The sequence below is a fragment of the Pseudomonas sp. QS1027 genome, assembly GCF_002814235.1.
In the GTDB taxonomy this organism is placed as follows: domain Bacteria; phylum Pseudomonadota; class Gammaproteobacteria; order Pseudomonadales; family Pseudomonadaceae; genus Aquipseudomonas.
The window spans coordinates 27426-52487 of sequence record NZ_PHSU01000006.1 but is presented as its reverse complement, the minus strand read 5'-3'; the positions used below and the strand labels follow the sequence as shown (position 1 = coordinate 52487).

Genomic DNA, 25062 nt, shown 5'->3' with positions numbered 1-25062 from the left:
GATTCAGTAGCCCCGACTTTCTGGAGGGAGTTGGCCGTTGGCAAAACAGCGCGCCGCCCTCTTCTCGTCTTTCATCAATCGACCATTGGCGATAAATGCCACCCACCAAGGCAAGTGCGTGATCCGAGCACCCGTGGCCTCAGCCAGGGTGTAGGCTTTAGCGCACTTCTCAAATAATTCGGCATTGAGCGCCATGCGTGTGCCCGTGGCCCCCAGGCAAGCAGGTACTCCCCTGACCAGTACCGCATTACCACCCAGACGCAAGGCTTCGGCCAACTCACCGAGCATTCCCACTGGCGTAGCCATATGCCCCAGATGCCGCGCCTGCTCATCAAACAGGATAGGCATGACGCCGCCAAAATCGGCCAGGCAATTGCCAAATGCTCCACCACCTAGGAGGATCGCACCCACATCATGGCGTACCCGATAAATAGCTACATGTGCCTGCGCATCGCCCACTGGGGCCACAGTCCAGTCGATCCTGAGTGGTTCAGGGCTATCCAGTCGCCCCCACCACATCCCCTTCTCGCCAGGTAAACGCAAGGAGAAACTGGCATGAGCGGCGACCTGGCTGCTCAGACGTTGACGCAAGTCCAGCCATTGTTGTCGAAGTAAATCTCGCATGGAATTCACCTCACACCAATTGAAAAACGGCGTCGAATCGCTCGAGTGCCTCATCGATGACCTCGTCGGTATCGGCCAGACTCGTATAAATCCGGCTCCCCGCCAGGGTGATCAGACCGTGGGCGGTATAAGCAGCGCCCATCTCTTCCATCATGTGCTTGCGGGTTTTGGCTTCGTTGCGCGCCCGGAGCAGTTTGAGCGGGTTGCTGGTGTCGAGCAGCAGCACACCGGAGGTCTGCAAGTGAACGATGGAGCCCATGTTATAAGCCACATACGGCAAGCCTCGACGGGTGATAATGTCTTCAAGGCCCTTTCGCATCCGGTCACCAGCACGCCCGGCCACGGCAGGCGCATCCAGGCGCCGCGCTTCCAGCAGCGCGTAATAACCCGCCACGCAGGACAGCGGATTGGCCGACAGCGTCCCACCGACGAAGGCCCGCCTGGCGGAGGTACCGATACCGCCCGCGAGCAGTTGCATCACGTCCCGACGCCCGCCGATGGCACCGGCCATCGGGTATCCGCCGGTCAGGCATTTACCCAGCACCGTAATGTCCGGCATGACGTTGAAATAGGCTTGTGCCCCGCCCAACCCGGCACGGAAACCGGTCACCACTTCATCGAAAATCAACAACGTGTCGAACTCGTCACACAGTTTGCGTAACTGTCGGTTGAAGTCCGGGTGTACCGGACGGGTTCCGCTTTCAGGCCCGAAGGGCTCCACCATCACGGCAGCGGTGCCACCACGCAGGCGGTTAATCTGCAACCTGCGACGCAATGCATCCAGGTTGTTGGGCGGACTCTCCTGGGTGTGCGCCGTGGCGCCCCGGGGAATGCCCACCGCTTCCATCCGGCCGGTGCCAGGCAAACGCATCCCGTAGACAAGCTGGTCACTCCAGCCGTGGTAAGCCCCCCCGATCTTGATTACCCACTTCTTACGAGTGTAGGCGCGCGCCAGGCGAACAGCGGCCATCACCGCCTCAGTGCCGGAACCGAGCAGACGCACCATGTCTACTCCCGGCATCATCTCGCAGACCAACTCCGCCAGCTTAACCTCGTACTCGTGCAACAAACCCGTGACCGGCCCGCACTCATCAAGAATCCGGTTGACCTGCTCGCGGATGGCCGGGTGATTGGAGCCCAGCAACGTCGGCCCACCCGCCTGTAGGAAATCGATGTAACGGTTACCGTCGACGTCCGTCAGGTAAGCACCTTTGGCCTGAGAGATGGCGAGCGGGAACGGATGATTGAATGCCAGGTTATGCTGTACACCACCCGGTATGACTTTTTTTGCCGCCTCGGCGAGCTGCTTCGAACCTTGGCAACGTTCGTCGAAATAGCTCATTACCTTGCTCAACGCATCCCGCTTCAGTGGGCGGATTGGTTGTTTGACCAGTTCATCGAAGCGTCGATACAACGAGTCCACATCAGGCCATTGCGAAACGGCAGGTGAGGTCATTTGGGACAGGGTGGAAGGACGAAGGGGCTCGTTCATGATTGAGTCTCTGAAAGATTCTGGGGGCTGACAGCAGCCGATGAGGCCAAGGTCAAAGCGTCGATCAAGCGAGCCACAGCCGCACGAGACTCAGGTCGGCCTCGGGTGTGCGCCTTGATCTGTTTCAACAGATGATCCCGACAGAGCGTCTCGAGATCTTCCAGACGATCCAGGGTTGTATCGATATCGGGGCCGCAACACAGCACACCGTGGTTGCGCATCAGGTAAGCGTTTTGGTCCGAGCGTATGGCGCGCTCCAACTTACTGGCCAACCAGCCAGTCCCCGAAGGGGCATAACCCACCAGTGGGATACGTTGGCCCAGTGACTTCCATAGCTGCGGGTAACCGACTTCCAAGGGTTTGCCCAGCAACGTGCAGGCACTGGCCAGGGGCTGATGGGTGTGGATGCTGCAATTCACGTCCGGGCGATTGCGCAGAATTTTGGCATGTAGACCGCTTTCCACAGAGGGCGCCCGCTCACCTGATATTTGCACCAGGTCCTTCAGGCGTAATACGCAGACGTCGTCGGCACGCATGGTGAAATAGTCCGTGGCCGACGGCGTGACCGCTATATGCAACGCATCAACGCGCAATGCCAGATTTCCACCAGTAGCGGCAAAGAAACCGCGCTGTGACAGACGCTGCGACAACTCGACAATCCGCTCTTGTACTTGATTCATGGAGCAGTCTCCTGCGATGGGTTCAGGCGGCGATAGAGCGGAGCAAGCCGCTTGCGGACCTCCTTGAAAGTGGCGAAACGATCGTCATACAGAGCCCGCGTTTCCCGTGACGGCTCATACAGCCGATGGGGGCGTTGCAGGGCCGGCAAATCATGAAACTGTAATTTTCCAAGGGCGACCGCAGCGATGAATGCGGCACCGCGAGCATTGGTCTGGATGGGATTGTGAGGCTGCTGGATCACATGGCCGGTGACATCGGCCATGATCTGGCACCACACGCTGGATTGGGCGCCCCCGCCCGTGGCCACGACCACCTCACTCGATTGGCCGAGAAAGCGGGAGAACGGCTCCAGCATCCAGCGTGTGTTGAGCGCAACGCCTTCCATGAAGGCCCGAATGATGTCTTCTCGTGAATGCTCAAGCTTCAGATTGAACAAACCTGCACGCAGGCTCGGGTCCCCCACCGGGGATCGCTCACCACAGAGCCAAGGCGTGTAGATCAGCCCCCGTGCCCCCGGCGGCACCCTGGCCGCAATTCGGTCCAACAAGGCATACACATCCGGCTGTTGCTCATCACTGAGCAACTCGTCAGGGTGATACAGGACCTTGTCTCGTAAAAACGAAAGGTTCGCCCCCGCAGCCGACTGCATGGCTAATGCCAGATATCGGCCTTTGACCGCGCTCGGCACGGCTGCGATGTGGTGACGTACACTGGACTTCTTGAACGGCACATGAGCACCCACCCAAGAGGATGTCCCCAAATACAGATGCGAGGCGAAATCAGTCACCGCGGCACCTACCGCCACGGCGGAGGTGTCTACGGCACCCGCCACTACCTGGGTGTCTCGAGAGAGCCCCAGTGCATCGGCCAACTCAGGCAGCAGCGATCCGATGACCTCGGTCGAGCCCACCAGCTCCGGCAGTTTGCCTGCGTCAATACCCAGCGCTCGTACCAGACTGTCGTCATAGCGAATGCGATGAGGGTCGCGGTTATCCGTGATCCAGGACGTCAGTATCGAATCGCTCGTGGCACAATATCGACCGGACAAGCGCAGGTTCATGTAGTCGAGAACATTCAGGAACTTGTGGGTTCGCTCATATCGCAGCGGCTCATGATCAAGAACGTAGGCCATGTGCCCGGCCGAATCCATGCCGGACAACGAAGCGACCCCGCCAGTCAAACGCAATGAGCGCCAGAGTTTGAGAGGGGCATAACCGGCCAGGCTGAAGCGCCCTCCCCCCATACGACGCTTGACGGCAGTGGCGCCACGCTTATCCAGCCACAGCATCGCTCGACCAATGGCCACCCCATCTCGATCGACGCAGACCGTCCCCTCGCTTTGGGTCGAGCAGCACACGGCAATCACCTGCCGACGTCTGACCGGATCGGTGCCGAGCAACTCGGTTGCTCCGCGGATAAAAGCATTCCACCAATCCTGCGGCTCCTGCTCGGCACTCAATCCACTGACATGCAAGGGCACACTGTTGAATGCCCACGCGCGGATCTCTCCTTCGAGCGAAACCAGCGCGCACTTGCAGCCAGACGTCCCGAGATCGACCGCGAGGACGAGTTGCTCCAGCCCGGTCGCCGTTTCGGGCTCCCGGGAAAAGAAAAGCGAGGTCATAAGAGGGTACTCAGAATTGACGGGAAACCGAAAGGACCCAACGACTGTCGTCCGTCGCCCGCGCATGTCCATCATCGTCGGCCAGGTACAACTCTCGCGCTCGAGTCTTGGCGGTCACCCAATCAAGCCCCCAGTCGAAACCCCACCAGCGGTGCACCAGGCCAACACCATAGTCGGCGAAATTCGCTTCGTCGAAGTTGGCGATCTGCTGGTAACCGGCATGCAGTTTCAGCGTGGTATTCATCCCCAGCGCATACTTGTAATCCAAGTCATAGAGCAGGCTACCACGCGAGTTGTGGTCCCCTCGGGCATAACACGCCAGCCCTTTTGTAGGATCTTGGCTGAACTGCAATATCGCCCCGCAGACACCTCCGGTATTGGCACCGCGATAGGTTTTGGAGAGCACGTTGGCGATCCGGCCCTCCAGTGCCCCATACCCGATCTCCAACACGGCGAATTGGCTGTTGTAGTTAGTGCTGCGCACATCGGTCGGTGTGAAGGTGTCAAAGTCGAATCGATTCGGGGCCTTGAACTGGGCACCGGGAAACATCTCACTCGCCAGCCCCAGACCAAAATGCCAGGCCTCGGGATCGCCGAACCTATAACCACCAGCGAGTAAAACCCCGGCACCGTCTCCGCCCAGAAACTCCTTTTTGCTGACGGTGGTGAACTCGGCCAGGGCCACCAAGCCACTTTCATGAGCAACTTGCAGGGTGACTTTGGCGCCCGGTCGATTCAACGAATCGGAGACGCCTCGAGTGCGAATATCGGAGCTGACCCGTGCGGTGACATCCACCGCATAGCTGGCCATCTCATCGGCCAAAGACAGTGCAGGGGTTGCGCCGGACAACAGCAAGGCCGCCATCATGTAATGGATAGAGTGTGTACGCATGAAGCTCTCCCACAAAGAAGGTCAGGTTTACAATTTGCAAACCGGAGTAGGAGGCAGTGTGTCGATACGTTCGAATTGCTCCGTCTGGCCCAGAATTTCGGTGCCGACGAATGCCCTGACGTTGAGATGTCCTTCCTTGACCCGAACGACGCCTTTGTATTTTTTGTGATCGCGAGGGTCGTAAACCCACCCATCGCGCCAGGCGTCCTTCTCATAACGATCCAACTGCATGATCCGAACACCACAATCGTTGCTGGTCGAGCTGATGTCCTTCACCCAGACGACCTGCCCACAAATGGCGCCGGCCTGGGTTGCACAATCGTCAAGCTTGATAACCGCATCCTTCTCCGCGGTGAGCCAAAGTCCTTTGGCCTCCAAAGGACCCGCCGCCGCAAAGCTATTGGCGCAGCCCATTAAAACGAGAGAAAGGAGGAGCAATTTCCGTGCGTTCATAGTCGTGCCCTTTATTTTTTGTTTTAGAAAGACCGTCACACAAACGACGCATCAGTTATGATAGTCATCGCTACACGATAGTTATAGCTATCATTTATGAGCGAATCAACTGTTTTTTTACCCTGCTATTCTTGCCTCTCATTTCTCGTAAGGGTGCTCATGGCTAAGCTCAAGATCCAAACCTCCCCCTCCGTCACCGGCGAGGGAGCACCGGAACCCAAGAAACTTCCTGCGCAACAGCGGGCAACCGAAACCTACGAGCGAATTCTCGCGGCGACGGCTCAAACCCTTTGCGATGTCGGGATAGAGCGCTTGTCAACGAACCTGGTGTGTGAACGCGCGGGCCTTACCCCGCCAGCGCTCTACCGATATTTCCCGAATAAATATGCGCTGCTGAGCGTTCTGGGCGATCGGTTGCTGGAGAAACAAAACGAACGAATCGACCACTGGATCACCCAGGAGCTGCTGACCAGCTCCCCGCAGGTATTGGAGCGGGCCCTCGCGGATCTGATCCTGGATACTTATCGGGTGACCCACGCCACCTTGGGCGGGATGTGGATTCTCAAGGGGCTTCGAGCGGTACCGGTGCTGGAGCATGTAAGACTCGACTCTCACCGACGAGTCGCCAGTGCACAAGCTCAAGCCATGGCCGCGGCCTTCCCGCTCGCCGATCCGCAAACGCTTTTCACCGTCGCCCGCGTTGTGGTCGAGATGATCCATGCGACGGTCGAACTGTTATTCGACGAGTCTTTGGACCCTCAACACGTGTGCGCCATGGTCGCCGCGATGATTGCCAGCCATCTGGACCGCATTGTTCCTGCCGAGGGGACGACATGACGTCGGCAGATCCCAGGCCTGAATCGGCCCAGGCTCAAAAAACGCCGGGCCTGGTCATCTCATGGCTGACCGGATGCTCACTCCAATTTCCGTGTAACGACATAAGCGGAAATGATCCCGGTCAATAATTTTGAAGGTGAAATACGGGCGAGCCAAATGATGATTTTATTGCTCAACCCCGGCACCGCAGACGTCCGTCCTGCGAGCATGGCTTCATATCCCGCTCGAGCAACCTCGTCAGGTTGGCTGTAACCCAACTTGGCGAGCCGACGATCATCAACCAGGCCCGCATCAAAGAAAAAACTGGTTTTCGTTGCACTGGGAGCGACATGGGTACAGGTCACGCCCGTGCCGCGCAAATCGCACGAGAGCGCCTCGGACAGGCTGATGACATAAGACTTTGATGCGGCATACCCCGTTTCCAGTCCATGGGGAACGATATAGCCCGACGCCGCGCTAAGATTGAGGATCCGCCCCCGTCCGCGGGGAAGCATTTGCTTGACGTAATGCAACGTCAGCTCAGAAAGGGTCACGACGTTAAGTTGAAGCATCGCCGTCATTTGAGCCTGGTCGTAACCCTGGAACTCAATGCCGACGATGCCAACGCCTGCATTGTTCACCAAGTACTCGATGGGCAAACCCAATTCATTGACTTGCGCGATAAGTGCTGCGGCCGCACCAGGCAAAGACAGGTCCTGGCAAAGTCCGTAAGCCTCAACGCTAAATACCGACTTGAGCTCCACCACCAACGCCTGCAGCTCATCCAAACCACGCGGACTGGAACACAGAATAACGCCGACGCCATCCCGAGCGAACAACTTAGCAAACTCTGCTCCAATGCCTCTGGATGCTCCAGTAATCAACGCATATTTCATTGATGACGCTCCTCGACTCAAGACGTTCTCGACGCCTCAAGTGTATGAGCTTGATCTACCCCCCGGGCATCGTCTTGAGGCCAGTTTGGAGTCCATGCAGGCCATGCTCATATCCTGGCGATTGTGGCCTTTTCGGACCCCTAGATGGTCCCGCCCCACCCTTTTTCAGTCCCCATCCGCCGATTACTCTCATCAAAACGAGGCGAGTTGCCCAATCCTTTATCTGATGACCCCAGCGGAAAGCCCATGAGCTGCGTAGAAACAAAACTTCCCCTCGCGGGCCCGGCCAGAAATTACAACTACTACCGTGGGATTTTGGCTGACTATCAGCTGCCCGCGGCCTTCATTGACCTGGACCATTTATTGATCAATCTGGAGCGTTTGAGGTTGCGTGCAGGCCACCTCCCTGTACGCCTGGTGACGAAATCGGTGCGCTCTGTGGAAATGATTCGCACGATCATGGAGGCGGGTCCATTCATGAAAGGCCTACTGTGCTACTCCGCGGCGGAAGCCGCCTGGCTGGCCAGTCAGGGGTTCGACGATATTGTCGTGGCCTACCCCACCGTAGACGTCCGGGACATTTTAAAGGTGACTGCCCAACTGCGCAGGGGGCGATCAATCACCCTGATGGTCGACAACCTGGCACAAGTCGTCACCATTAACGAAATAGCGCTGAGCGAAGATATCGTCATTCCGCTGTCCATCGATCTGGACATGTCTTCCGATTTCCCAGGGCTTTATTTTGGCGTGCACCGCTCGCCCATCAATGACGTTGCGACAGCCCTGAAATTGGCCAACCAGATTGCCGAGCGCCGAGGCGTAGTGCTTGAAGGACTCATGGGCTATGAAGGACAAATCGCCGGCCTGATGGACGATGTGCCGGGGCAAGCGCTGAAGAATGCAATTATCCGCTATCTCAAGCGAAGGTCCATTCGGGAAGTTAACGCACGGCGACAGAACGTTGTCACGGCTCTACTGGACGCTGGGCATACCTTGCGCTTTGTAAACGGCGGCGGAACAGGCAGTTTCGAAAGCACCCGCGATGATTCATCGGTCACTGAATTGGCAGCCGGTTCCGGGCTCTATGCCCCCACGTTATTCGATCACTACCAAACTTTTGAACTGCTCCCTTGCGCCGGATTTGCCCTGACCGTCACGCGGACCCAGGACGACGGTGTGATGGTCTGCTCCGGGGGCGGCTACATCGCCTCAGGGCCGGCCGGCAAAGATCGCTTGCCCAAACCCTGGTTGCCGACTGACTGCACCTTGATTGACAACGAGGCCGCTGGCGAGGTGCAGACCCCCTTGCGTCACCCCATGGCGTCGGCGGTAAAGATCGGCGACCCCGTCTTGTTCCGTCATGCCAAAGCCGGCGAGCTCTGCGAGCGATTCAACGAACTGCTACTGATCCGCAACGGGCGAGTGGTGGATCGTGTCCTTACTTATCGTGGTGAAGGCAAGAGCTTTTTCTGACCGCATCGAGCCAGCCCCTCCTTCTCCGTCCTCAAGGCACTGCGCCAAAGGAACATAAAGTAATGAACCACCCAGCAAGCATTACACTTCCATCGATCAGCAACACCGACGAGCTCACTGCACTTTTCGATGCGCAGCAACAAGCTGTGCGCGTACACGGCGCCCCCACCTACAAGCAGCGCATCGCAGCGCTGGAGGCCTTATTGCAGTTGATTAAAACCAATCATGATGTGCTCATCGAGACAGTCTGTGCAGACTTCGGCAACCGGTCGTTCGCTGAAACCAAACTCAGTGAATTGATGCCTATTGTCAACGGCATCAAACATATCCGCTCCCACCTCAAAACCTGGATGCGGCCCAGCAAGCGCAAGGTGGGCATGGCGTTCAAGCCAGCCACTGCACGTGTCATGTATCAGCCTTTAGGCGTAGTGGGCATTCTGGCTCCCTGGAATTACCCGCTGACATTGACACTGGTCCCGCTTATGGAAGCGCTGGCGGCCGGCAACCGGGTGATGCTCAAACCATCGGAGCTGACGCCTCGGACCGGCGAGTTGCTCAAACGCCTGCTCGCCGAAATCTTTCCCGCCGAGCAGGTCACGGTGGTTATCGGCGATGCCGCGCTGGCCGGCCGGTTCTGTGAGTTGGCCTTCGATCACTTGCTGTTCACCGGGTCAACGAATGTGGGGCGGTATGTCATGGCTGCCGCCGCACGTAACCTGACACCTGTGACACTTGAGCTAGGAGGTAAGTCGCCGGTGGTGATCGGTGCTGATTTCCCCTTGAAGAAAGCTGCACGACTGGTTGCGATAGGCAAACTCTTCAACGCTGGCCAAACCTGTGTAGCCCCCGACTATGTCATGGTCCCACGTCACCTTGTGGACACCTTCGCCGCCGAGTGGTTGGACGCTGCGAAACAGCTGTATCCGAGTATCGAAGGAAACAAGGACTACACCTCGATTATCTCGCCAAGACACTATGATCGCCTGATGAAGATGATTGATCAGGCAGGCGCTGGCGGGGCCAGGATCTGGCAGAACGGCACGCTGGGCAGGACAGATGAACGCAAGATCCCCCCGACCATTCTGACCAACGTGCCCCTGGAGGCGGATGTGATGCTCGAAGAAATCTTCGGGCCACTGTTACCCGTCATCGCATACGACAACCTCGAGCAAGCCATCGCCTTTATCAACGCTCGCCCTAAACCTCTTGCGCTCTATGGTTTTTCGAACAGCAACGCCTTCGTGGATCAATTGCTTGAACAGACTCGCTCCGGCGGGGTGACGATCAACGGCACGATGCTGCACGCAACCCAGGATGACCTTCCTTTTGGTGGTGTCGGTAATAGCGGGACCGGTGCCTATCACGGGTATGAGGGTTTTGTTCGCCTGTCCCATGCCAGGGGCGTGTTCAAGCTGAGCCGCTTCAACATGTCCGACAAGGTCTCGGCCCCCTACGGAACCATGACGCGCCTAGTGACCCGCTTGATGCTCGGCCAGTAACAAGCCCCTCTCCCTAAAAACAAAAATGAGGTGATTCAATGTCATCGGCCTCGGCTGTATTATCCACCTTGCGCTCTGAATTACGCGGAGTCGCAGTGATCCGACTGGCGCTTGCGTATTCCCTCGCCACCGCAGGACTGAGCCTGACACCTTTTCTAGTGGCCTCGGTCATGCTCAGGTTTCAGTTGGACGAGAGCGTTGCCACGCAAATGGCGGGCGTCGAAATACTGGGGATCGCCATAAGTTGCGCGCTGCTTCCACGATGGATTACGCGAACAGCAGGCACTTTCACGCTCATCGGCATAGTGGGCATCATTACCGGCCAGCTCTTCAGTGCAATGGCGACGACGGTGATTGGCGTCTGTATCGCACGAGGTCTGACCGGCTTATGCGAAGGTGCATTGTTTGTCATTGTCGGATCAGCCATCTCCCAACGCGTTGGGACCGATCGGTTGTGGGGCAAGATCAACCTGATTGCGGGCGCGATAAACGGTAGCGTCTTGGTCATGATCTCGAATCTGCCGGAAAGCTGGCTGAGCCGCTGGCTGTTTCTCTTGCTGACTGGCGTCGCCCTGATGATTGCGCCGTGGATAACCACGATCGGAAAACTCACTCATACCGTAGTCCAGGTATCCAGAGGCGTTAAACCACCGAGAAAACTGGTGTTGAGCGTATGGGTCTGCACGGTCCTCATCTATGGCGTTCAGGCGTCTCAGTGGGCCGTGTCCACGATCGTCGGAAGCCACGCCGGGCTGACCGCCGTTACGACCGGCATGCTGCTATCGATTTCGTCGTTGCTGGGGTTTGCCGGCGCAATCGTGCCGTCCATCCGCGGCTGCCACAATCACAGACTTAGCATTATCTGGTTTGCTCAGTTAGTACTGGCCGGTTCGATTATCTGGTTTTTCCTGGAAGGAGACGCGTGGTCCTTTTTCTTGAGCCAAGTGATGATGAATACCGCATTTTTCATCATCATTCCATTCCTCAGCGGACTGCTTTCAGACGTTGATCCAGATGGGTCACTGATCGCACGAACAGTCGTTATCACCTTCCTGGGAGCCGGGTTGGGTACTGCTGTCGCGGGCTCGCTGTTCTCACAACTCGGTGCTATTCAGTTCGCATGCGGACTGGGCCTGGGCATTGCGTTTACGATGCCCTTCGTCTGGCTTTCGCTTCGATCAGCGCTACCCGTCAATTCATACGCAACAGTACCTCACGCCGATACTGGGACCCTGACGCATCGAACCTGAGCACCACAGCGGTCCGACGGTCAATTGACCGCCAGGCCGCATCTGGTCTGCACCTTTAACACAACAGAAACATTTGCAGCGCCCTCCACTCCCCCCATTGAATAGTCCAGACGATCATGTCTTAATCATTCTGCGGCTTAAAAAACCACCTTGAGCGCCAAGCCGGCGCCCAGGTTCAGGTGGACAAAGGGAGATCACTCGAATCCTCTTCCCGAATGCGTTTCCCCGACGCCCGAAGGAACCGTCAGACAGACAAAAAAACCTCCCTTTCAAATAAAAAGAGGTTACTGCAAATGATCGGATCAACTCGCTACGCAACGGCTGAATTACAAGTGAACCTCCTGCGCAGTCTGGCTGACGTGAGCGCTGATCTGGGGATTGACGCGAGCCGGCTGTGCATCGGACTAGGCTTTGATGTTGCAGATCTATCCAATCCGCAAAGTCGTGTGTCTTTTCGGCAGGCCTCCTTGATGATCAAACGCGCCTTGGACATGACCAAAGGCCGCAATCGCAGCCTGGGCCTGGACATGAGTGCCCATGAGAGTATTGCCTCCATGGGCCTGGTGGGTTACGCCATGTTGACCAGTGCAACATTGGAGAGCGCCATCGAATTGGGCATCGCCATGCAAAAACATACAGGGGCGTTGTTGAACTTTGAAAAAATCGAGAACGCCGGGAGTTTTTCAATCAGGGTTATCTGCAGTTTTCACGAACCCGACATCCAGACGTTTCTAGTTGAAGAAGCCTTTGGGGTTTTCCTGAATATCGCACGCGCACTCCTGGGTGAAGAGTTCACGCCCGCATCCATTGAACTGAGCCATCCAAGACCTGCCTATGCAGCTCAATACGAACAACTGTTCAAATGCCCGATACGCTTTGATCAAAAAGACAATACCTTCACGTGTGACGCCCGTTGGGCAAACAAACCCATCGCCACCCATGATTCGCTGAGCAATCGGCAGGTCATGGAGTTGCTGCAAATGAACGAACAGCAAAACTCCAACGAAAGCGAATTTATCGAATCGATAGAGCGAATTGTACGACGTGACTTGCGTCATACTATTAGCCTATCATCCGTCGCCTCGCAACTCTGCATGAGTGATCGCACATTGCGTCGTCGGCTGACGGAGCACGGCGTGTCTTACCAGGCCGTACTGGATGATTTACGCAAAAACCGCGCACTGTCCCTGTTGAGCAATCCACGACTGACACTGGATGAAATTGCCTATGAAGTCGGGTTCAGCGACGCTCACAACTTTCGCAGAGCCTTCAAGCGATGGACCGGACATAGCCCCAGACAAGCCATCGCTTGAGATGGGTTAATTAAGTAACGCCTCCACCCTCGCAAACACACGTCCGTGCAGGGGGATGGAGGCCTTGCTTTATAGCGTTCGCGGAAAACTCAAAAATGACGGGAAACGGAAAGTACCCACTTGTTCTCGTCCGTCGCTCGTTCATGATCGCCATCTTGCGCAATGAACAGCGCCCTCACTCGCGTCCTGGGTGAGACCCAGTCCAACCCCCAGTCAAATCCCAAAAACCGATGGACAACGCCCACACCATAATCATAAAAACTGGCTTCGGAAAAATTCTTGATCTGTTGATAGCCCGCATGCAGTTTCAAGGTGGTTGCCGACATCAGCTCGTACTTATAGTCCAGATCATACAACATGCTACCCCGTGAGTTACGGTCTCCCCGGGCATAGCACTTCAAGGCATCCGTGGGATCGCTCATGTATTGCAACATAGTGCCACACACCCCTGAAGTATTAGTACCGCGATAGGTTTTAGAAATAACCGTTGCAATCCGTGCCTCCAGCGCACCATAACCCAACTCCAGAACTGCAAACTGACCATTGTAATTAGTCGTTCGCTCATCGGTCGGCACAAAATTTTCAAAATCAAAACGACTCGGAGCCTGATACTTGCCACCTGGAAAAAATTCGGCCGCGAGGCCCAAGCCGTAATGCCCAGCGTCAGGGTCGCCAAATCGATAACCGCCGCCCAAGAGCACATTGTATCCGTCGCTGTTCAAATACTCCTTATCGCTCACCGTTGTAAACTCGGCAAGGGCGACCAGACCACTTTCATGTGCAAGCGTGAAAGAAACTCTCGCACCAGGACCATTCAGCGAATCAGAGGTCCCTCTGTTACGCACGTCAGAGGCCACTTTCGCAGTCACATCCAGTGCATAGCTGGCGATTCCATCATCTGCCCGGGCCAGTGAAGGGACCGAACTCATCGAAAGTAAGCCGAGCACCGAAAGGTAGATCTTATTATTTTTAACGGTTGATTCATTCATTAGCACACCCTTTCATTTTTATTTAATTAAGAGAAAGGCAATCGAACAAAATCACTGAAGTTACGGCCGCAGTGTTAAACAACACGCATCATTATTATTTGAGTCAAGTTGGCCAGGCTCGTGTACACGAGCACATATGAGTCGATGTGCTCGCGACAGCAGGAACATCCGTTTATTTGCGAGGTTTCTGACTGAATGATTCAAGTCTGAAGCCATGCCAGGCGATGGCCAGAAGGCGCAGTCGGCTCGGGAAATACAAGGCCTTTATAAACCGTTCGAACCGACGAAACTTTTCCTGGGTATAGGGATACCAGTTGGCTTCGATCTTGGGCTTTGCCGTGTCGATGAGCACCGCCTTGCTGCGAGTAAATCCCAGCAAACCCTCGGGCCCTCTCAACTTTCCAAATCCGCTCTTCTTGGCACCTCCAAAGGGCAATCCCGGATTCCCCTCACTCATGTTTACGTTATTGATCGAAACACCGCCGACGTCGAGTGCCTGCGCAACACGCAGCCCGCGCTCGGCATCGGCGGTAAAAACGCTGGCACACAGGCCATAACTCGTCGCATTGGCCTCATGAATAGCCTGTGCTTCGCTGGAAAACGCCATGACTGGAAGCACAGGGCCGAACGTTTCCTCCTTCCATACCAGCATTTCCGGTGTGACTCGATCCAGAATGATCGGCTGCACAATCAGCGAGTCCGGGGAAGGTACCTGACCAAAGCGCAAACGAGCTCCCGAAGCGAGTGCTTGCTGCACATGCTCGATGACTTTGTCTCTCTGGAAGCCGACGGTCATTCGGCCGATGTCCGCATCACCGCTATCGTCAGGACGCACGACAATCTTGCCGGCCTCCTTGACCAATTCCGCAATAAAATGCTCATGAATGCTGTCCTGCACCAGCAGCCGCTCCACGGCACTACAGGACTGCCCCGCGTTGGTAAAAGCCCCCCATAGTGCACCGGCAACCGAACGCGCAATGGGCGCATCGGAAAAAACGATCATGGGGTCCTTGCCACCCAGTTCGAGTTCGACAGGAATCAGCTCCTTGCTGGCTTGGGCCATGATCTTGCCGCCCGTTGGCCCACTGCCGGTAAAGAAGATTTTTGCAGGCTGCTCATCAATAAGCGCCGAACCCAGCTGACCATCGCCATAGACGACCTGTACCAGGCTTTGCAGCACCGGCGAACACGCCAGCACCTGCTCGATCAGGCCAACGCAGGGTGCGTGCTCCGAGGGCTTGTAGACCACAGCATTCCCTGTGACGATAGCGGCGGCGATACCGGTAATGGCATTGTGAAAAGGGTAATTCCAGGGGCAAATGATCAGCACCACGCCCAAGGGCTCATGCAACAACAGCGATTGCTTGCCGAGCAGTGTGATTGGGGTCTTGACCTTTTCTGGCCTGAGCAGCCGAACCGCATTTTTTTCAAGCCAGTTGATCCAATCGACGGTCCCGAGGATTTCTGCGATCAGGGCATCGGTGCGGCACTTGCCGACGTCTTTCATGACGCGCTCGATAATTACCGAACGGCCTATCAGAATCGTTTCCTTGAGCTTTGAAAGCTCGGCCAAACGCTCCTCGGTGGTGAGATGAAAATATGTTTTAAAGGCACCGCGCGCAGCATCAAAAGCCATTTTAGAAACCGCAGGTTCAACCTGAGTCATTTTATCGTTCATGTTTGCTTTCACTTCCAATCAAGGCCCTAAGGCATACTCAAAGCGCGGAGCGTCGTTGAGGCATTCGCTCGTCATGCTCGTTGTTCACTCAACGCTCCTGAGAACGGGTTACCCGTCCTAAAGTAACCAAGAGCCGACAGGGCAAGCAGGGGCGAGAAGGACGAAAAAGGGTTGAAAACGGACTGCGACCAGATCGCTGGCGGCAGAGTACATACCCGTTTTCTAGAAAAGGAAGGGAAGAAATTGGGCGCGGAAGGCCCCAGCTTTGGCGGTGGCGGTCAATCCTATCGGAGATGGAAGACCGCCCTCTTGGAAGCGACTATTGCAGTGGGCTGTTAGAACGATATCTTCCCGGTAAGGATATCCCACCACATGCGCCAATCCCCCATGAAGCTATTGATTGGATGCTTGAAGGTGGCGGGTCGATTTCGCTCATAGAAAAAATGCCCCGTCCAGGCGAAGGCATACGCTTGAACCAGCGCAAGAACCAGCAGCCACCAGTGTTCAGTCGCGACAGCGACAACAGACAGTAGGACAGCGATTGTCGAACCAATAAAATGAAGACGACGTGACGTACGATTGGAGTGCTCACTCAGATAAAATGGGTAAAACTCCCGAAAGTCATGATATTTCGCCGGACGTGTCATTTTAATCTCCAGTTAAATTAACAGGCTGCAGAACAGCTAACATTTTTCGACAAAACTTTACTTACCAGACGTTAAACAACCACCATACGACAGCAGATGAATACCCCTTAATTTTCTGGCAAATTTAATCGCCAACCTTCCCCGTCCTTTTTGATCAACCCCCGCTGCGTGAGAGAGGCAAGGTACTTGCGATGACCCGCTTCGCTTTTTCGGCGAAACAGTGGTAACACGTAAGGCAAAATCCCAGGTGCCAGCATCACCAGGCGTGCACTCCATGACTCGCTAGGCCGCACGAACATCTCCAAACGAGGTTTATCTAGCGCCTGTAGAACTGTTTTAGCCACATCCGCAGGCATTTGGGGACGATCCATGAACTGCATTTTATTGCCATTCTCAATAGCCTCACGCATCAACATCGGTGTTTCCGTAGCCGATGGATTTACAATCGTGAATTTTACACCCAGGCGCGGCCCGTCCAGCCCCAGACAGAGCATTGCACCACGCAGGCCAAATTTTGTGGCCGAATAAATACAGGTTTCCGGCATGGGGAATAACCCGCCAAGCGAAACAATTGAAATCACCCGACCATCAGTGGCCTGTTGCAGCAGGGGTAGAAGAGCTTGCGTCAACTCAATGGGAACAAGCATGTTGAGTTGGACCTCGCGAACGATTGACGGCATCGGACGCACTTCAAACAGTACATTACTCAATATCCCCGCATTATTGACAAGAAGATCGAGGCGTCCCAGCTCATTTCTTACCCGCGAGACTAAGTTCTCCAGCGCTTGAGGGTCAGTGAGATCGGCCTCATGAGTGAGCGCCATGGGGCCTAACGCCGTGGCGGCCTGAGCCAATCGGGTTGGATCGATATCAACCAGCAGACATCTAATACCCCGAGCGATAAGAACCGCCGCAATAGCCCGCCCCAACCCGCCGGCCCCACCGGTAATCAGCGCCGTCCAGCCTGTAAACGACGTCTTATTTGCCATGTAAGCTGACCTCTTGCAAAGGCTGCGAGGTTGGGGGTACGCCACTCGCCTGCTTAGGTACGCGTTTTAATGCGTCATAACAGCCAATGCTTAGCGTTCCCCAGTTAAGGCTGGCCCGCAGTTTTTCCAGGTAGGTCGTGAAAGAACGAGCATCCAGATAGACAGCATGACGGTCCGACTGTACGAATCGTATCCCCCCTGAGAGATCCGGTTCATCCGTTTTGATCAGTTGGTCGAACTGCTTCGCACTTGAGCAATCGTCCAGTTGAGCACGCAAGTACGACGCCAAGGTGAAGGCTTGTGTATCAAACAATTTGAAAGCACTGGAATTTTGGTCAAGATAGCCTATTGCACAGAGGTTCTGATGCGTGCGGCTGAACATTGAAAGATACAGTAACGGTCGTCCGTTCTTCCACTCAAAAAACTGTGCGGCACATTCAGCACCCCATTTGAAACCGGTCGCACAGAGGACAAGATCAATCGGTTCTCGTGAACCGTCCTCGAAAACTACATACTCGCCGTCGAGTCGATCGATATTCGGCCTGACCGCAATATTGCCATGCTGCAAATGATGAATCAGTTGCGAGTTGACAATCGGATGCGTCTCAAATAGAGCATGGTCAGGCTTCGGCAGTCCCCAGCGAGTCAAGTCCCCCACCAGCAGTTTCAAGAGCACCTTGAATATTGGCCTCGCCAACCAGAGGGGAAGGTGCGGCCCATTCTCGCCGAATACATCAGCCGGCACGCCGAACACATGCTTTGGAATAAAATAATAGCCACGCCTCATGCTAATGAACGCTTTTCCGGCATGAATGGCCGCCTCGCAAGAAATGTCGGTTCCCGAATTGCCAGCCCCCACCACCAACACCCGCTTCCCGTGAAACTCTTGCCCGGACTTGAAGCTGTTCGAATGACGTATCTCTCCATCAAATTGACCGCGAAATGAAGGCAAGTTGGGCTGCCAATTTGTACCCGTCGCCAAGATCACCCAACGGTAACGTTTCTTGGATCCATCACCCAGAGTCACGATCCATCGACCCTCAGCATCTTTTTCGATCAACGCCACGGGCATATTGAATTGAATAGGGTCACGTAGACCGTAGGCGTCCGCAAAACTTCGAAGGTAATCTGTTATTTGACGATGCGAGGGGTAGTCTGGAAAGTGTCGGGGCATTGGAAACCCGACAAAACCTGAGAGATCTCGAGACGAGATAAAGTGAGCCGATTCATACATCGGCGTACCCGAATTATTAATATCCCAGATACCACCGACGTCGGAGTGCCGCTCGTATTGGTCATACGTTATACCTTGCGCCTTCAGCGCCCGAGCGGTACTCAGTCCTCCTGGTCCCGAGCCAATGATACAGGCTGCATCTCCTCGGTCGAGGATGCCGGGGTCGTTCGCAGAGGTCATAGCGCTTTCCTTTATTCTTAGGGAGTCGAGCCCAGAATGTAAAGGAAGCGAGCTTCGCCCATGAGCCTTTTCCGGCCAGGCAGGGATCTTTAACGGACAGTTTTAATACTCTGTTCATTAAATCGACGACTCGTCCAGCAAAGAGGCAGAAAGACAGGTGATACTGCCAACGAAACAAAAGACACTTTCGGCCCGCGAGCCTGGTTTAACTGTGAACTTTTTTACGATGCTAAAGCCCACTGTCAGCCCCCATCACTGGACGGATAATCCGCAACAAAATGATGCCGTTGTCGTGCCCAATGTCGCGCGCGCCCTGCTAAGCCTTTTAAGTGAAAGTGGATTATCAATTGACCACGTCTGCCGCGGCCTGGGCTTCGGATATCCTGAACTCCTTGACCTGGAGACACGCTTGTCATACCGACAAACAAGGTCTTTGATCACCCGAACCCAGCGAACGCTACGCGATCCCGCGCTGGGGCTTTCCACTGGGATCCGTCAGACGCCAGTATCATGGGGGCTGGCCGGATTGGCGATGCTCACGTGCAGAACGCTCGGAGAAGCCATCACTTACGGCCTAGAACACCAGGGCGATACGGGAGCACTGCTGGAGCACCGGGCCAACATAAATCCGAGTGAATTGATAATAGAAGTCAAACCCAAGGTATTTGACATTGAAATCGAGCCTTTCTTGGTCGAGGAAGCATTCTCCAGTGCCGTGTCCATCGTGCGGCGACTTGTGGGAGCAACCTTTAATCCACTTCGAGTAGAACTGTCTTATGCACGTCCAGACTATGCGGATGCCTACCGACGCGTTTTCCGCTGCCCCATCAAATTCGCGGCAGGCGGAAATCGTCTAATTAGCGAACCCCACTGGCTGAATACACAACTGCCTGATTATGACGATATCACGTGCGCGCCACTGCGCGCCCAGTTAGATAAAATGCTGAACCGGCGCACGACACGTAACGAGCTTATTGAAACGCTTTCAAGCCACATACGCCTCAATCTGGATGATCGAGAAGCACTGCAGGCTATCCCAAAGAAACTTAACATAAGTGAGCGTACGCTACGTCGGCGACTCACTGAGCTAGGATTATCTTATAGCGGCCTATTCGATCAAATCCGGCACGAGCGGGCATGTGACTTACTCCGCCATACGGACATGACTGTCGCTGACGTTGCACATGCGCTTGGCTTTAGTGACGCTCACAGTTTCAGACGTGCTTTCAAACGGTGGTCCGGGAAGCTACCCAATGAGCAGCGACACGCTTAAGGTATTCTGAATGTCTATAACGGCGTTGATACGCCATCCACAGCACAGCCTTATTTGCTTACTCCACGCCGCGATCGATGCATTCTGTTGCATTGCGCAACGCGAATTTAGCCCAGAAAAACCTCCACCCACACATACAAATAAAAAAGCTTGCACTCCTACCTTTCACACCTACCCCAACCATCAATAGATAAATTACGCTCAGAACGCACCCTCAATCTGTCCACCAACATTCACCCGCGTTTTCTCCAGCAGCACGCACAAAATTAGCTCCCGCCGCTAAAAATGGCATACAAAAACAAACAATAGCAATTGTATCCGGAGAGCCAAAATGTCAAAGACGCTTATGACCATTTCCCTGATCAGTGGCCTTGCAATATCGAGCCACGCAATAGCAGAAAAAATAACTGTCATCTCATACGGAGGGGCCAGCAAGGACGCTCAGCAAGACGCCTTTTACAAACCCTTCACCGCTCATTCAGGCACCGATATTGTTGCCGGGGAATGGAATGGGGAGATGGCCAAGCTAAAAGCCATGGTAGAAACAAAAAGCGTAAGCTGGGATGTGCTTGACGTAGAAGATACGGACTTGGCCAGAGGTTGTGAGGAAGGGTTATTTGAAAAAATCGACTACAGCAAAATCGAGAGTAAAGACCATTTAATTCCCGGTTCCCAGCAAGAGTGCGGCGTCGGGATATTTATGTGGTCTAACGTACTGGCTTATAACGCAGACAAACTAAAAGTGCCCCCCAAGGACTGGAAAGACTTTTGGGATGTCAAGAAATTTCCAGGCAAGCGAAGCCTGCGCAAATCGGCAAGAGGGTCTTTAGAGTTTGCACTCATGGCCGATGGTGTGCCGGTGGATGATGTGTACAAGGTGCTTTCTACCCCCGCTGGCGTTGCGCGCGCGTTTGCCAAACTCGACGAGTTAAAACCTTATATCCAGTGGTGGGAAGCCGGAGCGCAGCCACCACAGTATCTTGTTTCAGGCGACGTGGTAATGAGCTCGGCCTACAGCGGGAGAATTCACGCTGTTCAAAAAACCGGTGTCAACTTAAAAACCGTCTGGAACCAGAACCTCTATCAGTTTGATGACTGGGCAATTCCGAAGGGAACACCACATCTTGATAAGGCCTATCAGTTCATCAATTTCGCAATGCGTCCTGAACAGCAAAAAATCTATACTGAACAAATGGCTTATGGTCCGTCAAATACAATAGCCGCCGGCCTGCTGGATAAATCCCTCGCCGCCGACCTACCCACGGCCCCTGACAATATGAAAAATGCGCTGAAAATTAACGTGGATTTCTGGCTGGAGTATGGCGAAAGTCTGGAAGAGCGCTTCATTGCGTGGTCCAGTAAAAACTAGAGGGTCTCTGATAGCGCGCCGAAGCCATGCTCGGCGCCCATCTCTTCTCCCCCCCATCAAAAAACCAACCTGGCGTCCACGCCGATCAAAAAAGCTGGGAACACGCTCACTGAACCCCTTCCAGCGTCTGGGCCGGACTGATGCAGGGCACATTCATCATCTGGCTGATTACCTCAGCCAGAAAGTGAACCGCCCCTAAGGGCGAAGGAGGAAGAGCCGACAGCTCGTTCTCACTGATAATGGGCACGACCCCCTTATCCAGCAAGGTTCGAAGGGTCGCCCTGATACCGGATTTACGGTGATCGATCTTGAGGTCGTCCTGATTGAGCAGCACCTGCGCACAGACTTGACCTGACTCAGCGAACATAGACTCCCAGAGCGTCCCCATAGTCGTTTGGCCAAATGCCATAGCTGCCAATGAGAGTGTTGGCAAACGGTGGCCCAGCAGCGATTTCATCTGTGCCAGACCCACCGAGATGGCGCTGTCGCAGACCAGTATGGGACGACGCCCCTGTTCGCTGCTTGATCTCGCTTGTTCAGCCCAAGCGCGGACACCATCAATATCAATGGCATTGTGCTCTCGGATCAGCAATCGCGTATCTACCACCCAAACAGCTACGTCGTACACATTGCCCCCTTTTTTGAGCATTCGGTGCCCCTCTTAAGCCAGAGGCCCAAGCCAGCGAGCCTCTTCAGTCCTGCCTGCTTACATCTGACCGGAAACAGCTTTTTCGATTGAATACTTCAAGATGTCGATGAGCACATCGACATCTGCCTCGGTGTAATTCAAAGAAGGGGCGAACCCAAGGATATCGTCCGAGAAGGCGCGAAATACCAATCCCTCTGAGAAGGCATGTTTGAGGACCTGTTGACCCAACTGCATGGCGGCCGGTGGTTTAGCCTTGGTGTGCTTGTCAGCGACCAGCTCCACTGCCGCGAGCAGACCTCGGCCACGGACTTCACCGACACAGGCCAGAGACTCGAGTTGTTTCAGACGTTGCTGGAAATATGCCCCTACTCGCGCGCCATTCTGCAAAAGTCCGCCTTCAAGGTAGAGGTCAAGCGTGGCATTCGCGATCGCAGCACTGACCGGGTGACCCGCGTAAGTTTGCCCATGTCCCAATGCCGTTCCATCGCTTCCAGCCTCCGCGATAGCTGCGTAGATTTGCTCGGATATCAGTGTCGCGCCCATTGGGGCGTAGCCTGAGGTCAAGCCTTTGGCAAGTGTCAGTAGATCGGGGCTCACACCCTCCGACTCACACGCGAACATCGGCCCTGTACGACCGAATCCTGTAATCACTTCATCGACAATCAAAAGAATGCCCAATCGATCACAGGTTTCACGCATGGCCTTCAAAAAGCCTGGTGGTGGAACAATGACACCGCCCGATCCTTGAATAGGCTCGCAGATAAACGCCGCCACTTTCTCGGGACCAATCTGGGCGACTTTTTCTTCGAGGGCCTTGACCGTACTGAGCAGTACCTTACTTTCATCCGGACCGTCTGGATGACGATAAGTGTAGGGCGATGGAATGTGATGTTGTTCAGGCGTCGGCACATCAAAATAACGATGGAATAACGGCAGTGCCGTTAACCCGCTGCCGGTTGAGGAAGTGCCATGGTAGCCACGCTGCAGGCCAATAAATTGCTTTTTTTCAGGTCGGCCAATGGCATTGAAATAGTAGCGCACCAGACGAATAGCGGTGTCCACTGCATCCGACCCACCCTGACCGAATACCACCCGATTCAGCCCTTTAGGCGCCAACGCTGCCAGTCGTGCAGCAAGCTCAATGGCCGGCTCGCTGGCAAAATGAAAGTACCCTGTCGCGTAGGGCAGCTTTTCAAGTTGCTCTTTTGCAGCCTGTACAATGGTTTGTTGACCATAACCGGCGTTGACGCACCACAGCCCGGAGAAGGCGTCTTGAACTCGCTTACCGTGAATATCGGTAAGGTGAATACCCTGTGCTGATTTCCAGATGCAAGGCCCCATTGCCTCATGCTGCATTAACGCCGTTACAGGGTGAACCCAGTGGCGATCCTGGCGCAACAAACGCTCTACATCGTGCATAAAAACTCCAGAGACTATCGAGTCGTGTTGTCGACTGATGACACAAATAGGACAATACCCTCAACACCCACGGCGTTAAGGGTATCCTCCGTCAGCCACTTGACGCGCTACTTCAATCCAACCCGCCTTGGCAGGTGTATTTCACGTGCATGTACTCTTCCAGGCCATGGGTAGAACCTTCTCGGCCATAACCGGAGTCCTTCACACCGCCGAACGGAGCCGCTTCGGCAGCCAGGGCGCCCTCGTTAATTCCGACGATTCCGCACTCCAATGCCTCGGCCACACGGGTCACTCGACGCAGGTCAGTGGTGTAGAAGTAGGATGCCAAACCGAAGGGTGAATCGTTGGCCCACTCCAGCACCTCGGCCTCGGTAGCGAATTTCGTGATCGGCGCCACGGGACCGAATGTCTCCTCGAGAAAACATTTTGAAGTCTTGTCCACGTCGACCAGGACCGTAGGGGCGTAGTAGGTAGGCCCGATACAGGTAGCCGATTGAATACGCTGACCACCGGTGGCAATACGCGCGCCCTTCTCCACGGCATCCGCCACATGACTCTCGATTTTCTCGATCGCCTTGGCATTGATCATCGGGCCGATTTGCGATGCCGGATCCGTTGCCGGCCCAACGACCAGTGCCGACACCCGAGCGGTGAGTTTGCTCACGAACGCCTCGTAGACACCTTCCTGAACATAGATGCGGTTAGGGCACACACAGGTCTGTCCGCCGTTTCGAAACTTGGCAACCATCAATCCGTCGACCGCGTCATCCAACACCGCATCGTCGAACACAATGAACGGTGCATTGCCTCCCAGTTCCAGCGATAGTTTTTTCAGTGTATCGGCGGACTCTCGGGCCAGGTGCTTACCGACAGGGGTAGAGCCTGTAAAGGTGATTTTACGAACCCGTGAATCGTCCAACCAGACATCCGCCACTGTTTTCGAGTGGGAGGTTACGACGATATTCAGGACACCGGGCGGCACACCTGCCAGCTCCGCCAATTTGACCAATGCCAAGGACGTCAAGGGTGTTTCAGCGGCGGGCTTGCACACAACGGTACAGCCGGCAGCCAATGCTGGGGCGATCTTGCGCGCAATCATCGCGGCTGGAAAATTCCAGGGGGTGATCGCGGCAATGACGCCTACTGGCTCCTTATAGGCGGCCATGCGGCGCCCTACGGCGGGAGACGGAATGATTTCTCCGTTGGAGCGAGTCGCCTCCTCAGCGAACCATTCAACATAACTGGCGGCATAAGCGACTTCGCCAATACCTTCCGCCAAGGGTTTGCCTTGCTCGGACGAAATGATTTTTCCCAGATCCTGTGCATGAGCCAGGATCAAATCATTCCAACGCTTAAGGATCGTAGCCCGTTGCTTGGCCGGCACTTTTTTCCACGTTACGAAGGCATCCGCTGCTGCATTAACGGCCGCTTTCGCATCGACTTCATCACTATCGGGCACAGTAGCATACACTTCCCCTGTGGCCGGGTTAATGACCGGCATGATGCTTTTACTATGCGCGTCGCACCACACACCATTGATGAAGTTCATCTGGAGAAGCAACTCAGGTTTCTCTAGTACAAATGACATTTTACCTCCAAAAAACAACAAACACGGTCCACGC

22 protein-coding genes are annotated in these 25062 nt (G+C 55.0%); 7 read left to right on the top strand and 15 right to left on the bottom strand.

Annotation, left to right across the window (positions count from 1 at the left end):
- Positions 1–3 precede the first annotated feature (3 nt).
- Genes CWE01_RS06780 through CWE01_RS06755 form a run of 6 tightly spaced genes read right to left on the bottom strand, consistent with a single transcriptional unit; the run spans position 4 to position 5766 of the window.
- Positions 4–624 carry a hypothetical protein gene (locus CWE01_RS06780; protein ID WP_100939765.1) on the bottom strand — a complete coding sequence of 207 codons (621 nt, stop codon included), beginning with the start codon at positions 622–624 and terminating at the stop codon, positions 4–6.
- A gap of 10 nt (positions 625–634) precedes the next feature.
- Complete coding sequence (locus tag CWE01_RS06775) at positions 635–2116, bottom strand: aspartate aminotransferase family protein (protein ID WP_100939764.1); 1482 nt, start codon at positions 2114–2116, stop codon at positions 635–637.
- Positions 2113–2796 carry a class II aldolase/adducin family protein gene (locus CWE01_RS06770; protein WP_100939763.1) on the bottom strand — a complete coding sequence of 228 codons (684 nt, stop codon included), beginning with the start codon at positions 2794–2796 and terminating at the stop codon, positions 2113–2115. The genes CWE01_RS06775 and CWE01_RS06770 overlap by 4 nt, the downstream gene beginning before the upstream one ends.
- On the bottom strand, positions 2793–4421 hold the full coding sequence (locus CWE01_RS06765; RefSeq protein WP_100939762.1) for an FGGY-family carbohydrate kinase: 1629 nt from the start codon (positions 4419–4421) through the stop codon (positions 2793–2795). The genes CWE01_RS06770 and CWE01_RS06765 overlap by 4 nt, the downstream gene beginning before the upstream one ends.
- A gap of 10 nt (positions 4422–4431) precedes the next feature.
- Positions 4432–5313 carry a TorF family putative porin gene (locus tag CWE01_RS06760; RefSeq protein ID WP_100939761.1) on the bottom strand — a complete coding sequence of 294 codons (882 nt, stop codon included), beginning with the start codon at positions 5311–5313 and terminating at the stop codon, positions 4432–4434.
- A gap of 27 nt (positions 5314–5340) precedes the next feature.
- Positions 5341–5766 carry a DUF2147 domain-containing protein gene (locus tag CWE01_RS06755; protein WP_100939760.1) on the bottom strand — a complete coding sequence of 142 codons (426 nt, stop codon included), beginning with the start codon at positions 5764–5766 and terminating at the stop codon, positions 5341–5343.
- Positions 5767–5925: 159 nt separating this feature from the next.
- Here CWE01_RS06755 and CWE01_RS06750 point away from each other — a divergent pair, with 159 nt between their 5' ends.
- Positions 5926–6603: a TetR/AcrR family transcriptional regulator gene (locus CWE01_RS06750; RefSeq protein WP_100939759.1), complete on the top strand. Its 678-nt coding sequence runs from the start codon at positions 5926–5928 to the stop codon at positions 6601–6603.
- A 77-nt stretch (positions 6604–6680) separates the two neighbouring features.
- Here the strand turns inward: CWE01_RS06750 and CWE01_RS06745 are convergent, their stop codons facing one another.
- Complete coding sequence (locus CWE01_RS06745; RefSeq protein ID WP_100939758.1) at positions 6681–7478, bottom strand: SDR family oxidoreductase; 798 nt, start codon at positions 7476–7478, stop codon at positions 6681–6683.
- A 246-nt stretch (positions 7479–7724) separates the two neighbouring features.
- Here CWE01_RS06745 and CWE01_RS06740 point away from each other — a divergent pair, with 246 nt between their 5' ends.
- The 4 genes from CWE01_RS06740 to CWE01_RS06725 all read left to right on the top strand — a co-directional run bounded on the left by CWE01_RS06740 (position 7725) and on the right by CWE01_RS06725 (position 13013).
- Positions 7725–8951: an amino acid deaminase/aldolase gene (locus CWE01_RS06740; protein WP_100939757.1), complete on the top strand. Its 1227-nt coding sequence runs from the start codon at positions 7725–7727 to the stop codon at positions 8949–8951.
- A 62-nt stretch (positions 8952–9013) separates the two neighbouring features.
- The gene (locus CWE01_RS06735) at positions 9014–10450 is read left to right on the top strand and encodes a coniferyl aldehyde dehydrogenase (protein ID WP_100939756.1); all 1437 of its coding nucleotides are present in this window, start codon (positions 9014–9016) and stop codon (positions 10448–10450) included.
- Between the two features lie 95 nt (positions 10451–10545).
- The gene (locus CWE01_RS06730) at positions 10546–11700 is read left to right on the top strand and encodes an MFS transporter (protein WP_256579323.1); all 1155 of its coding nucleotides are present in this window, start codon (positions 10546–10548) and stop codon (positions 11698–11700) included.
- A gap of 293 nt (positions 11701–11993) precedes the next feature.
- Entirely contained in the window at positions 11994–13013 is a 1020-nt protein-coding gene (locus tag CWE01_RS06725) for an AraC family transcriptional regulator (RefSeq protein WP_100939754.1), read from the top strand.
- Between the two features lie 89 nt (positions 13014–13102).
- On the opposite strand, the gene CWE01_RS06720 is transcribed toward CWE01_RS06725, so the two are convergent.
- The 5 genes from CWE01_RS06720 to CWE01_RS06700 form a co-directional block, all read right to left on the bottom strand.
- Complete coding sequence (locus CWE01_RS06720; protein ID WP_100939753.1) at positions 13103–14002, bottom strand: TorF family putative porin; 900 nt, start codon at positions 14000–14002, stop codon at positions 13103–13105.
- Positions 14003–14174: 172 nt separating this feature from the next.
- The gene (locus tag CWE01_RS06715) at positions 14175–15680 is read right to left on the bottom strand and encodes an aldehyde dehydrogenase family protein (protein ID WP_100939752.1); all 1506 of its coding nucleotides are present in this window, start codon (positions 15678–15680) and stop codon (positions 14175–14177) included.
- 335 nt (positions 15681–16015) lie between these two features.
- A complete protein-coding gene (locus CWE01_RS06710) occupies positions 16016–16327 on the bottom strand; it encodes a DUF962 domain-containing protein (RefSeq protein WP_100939751.1) in 312 nt (103 codons plus the stop codon).
- Positions 16328–16434: 107 nt separating this feature from the next.
- Positions 16435–17316 (bottom strand): SDR family oxidoreductase, encoded by an 882-nt coding sequence (locus CWE01_RS06705; protein WP_100939750.1) that lies wholly within the window; start codon positions 17314–17316, stop codon positions 16435–16437.
- Positions 17306–18730: an NAD(P)/FAD-dependent oxidoreductase gene (locus CWE01_RS06700; protein ID WP_100939749.1), complete on the bottom strand. Its 1425-nt coding sequence runs from the start codon at positions 18728–18730 to the stop codon at positions 17306–17308. The genes CWE01_RS06705 and CWE01_RS06700 overlap by 11 nt, the downstream gene beginning before the upstream one ends.
- A gap of 157 nt (positions 18731–18887) precedes the next feature.
- Between CWE01_RS06700 and CWE01_RS06695 the strand changes: the two genes are divergently transcribed.
- Positions 18888–20003, top strand: a complete 1116-nt coding sequence (locus tag CWE01_RS06695) for an AraC family transcriptional regulator (RefSeq protein WP_256579322.1) — start codon at positions 18888–18890, stop codon at positions 20001–20003.
- A 331-nt stretch (positions 20004–20334) separates the two neighbouring features.
- Entirely contained in the window at positions 20335–21372 is a 1038-nt protein-coding gene (locus tag CWE01_RS06690; RefSeq protein ID WP_100939748.1) for an ABC transporter substrate-binding protein, read from the top strand.
- 106 nt (positions 21373–21478) lie between these two features.
- Here CWE01_RS06690 and CWE01_RS06685 read toward each other — a convergent pair whose 3' ends face one another.
- The 3 genes from CWE01_RS06685 to CWE01_RS06675 all read right to left on the bottom strand — a co-directional run bounded on the left by CWE01_RS06685 (position 21479) and on the right by CWE01_RS06675 (position 25028).
- Positions 21479–22021 (bottom strand): hypothetical protein, encoded by a 543-nt coding sequence (locus CWE01_RS06685; protein WP_100939747.1) that lies wholly within the window; start codon positions 22019–22021, stop codon positions 21479–21481.
- A gap of 57 nt (positions 22022–22078) precedes the next feature.
- Entirely contained in the window at positions 22079–23440 is a 1362-nt protein-coding gene (locus CWE01_RS06680; protein WP_100939746.1) for an aminotransferase class III-fold pyridoxal phosphate-dependent enzyme, read from the bottom strand.
- A 112-nt stretch (positions 23441–23552) separates the two neighbouring features.
- Positions 23553–25028, bottom strand: coding sequence for an NAD-dependent succinate-semialdehyde dehydrogenase (locus CWE01_RS06675; RefSeq protein WP_100939745.1), 1476 nt, complete (start codon positions 25026–25028; stop codon positions 23553–23555).
- Positions 25029–25062 lie beyond the last annotated feature (34 nt).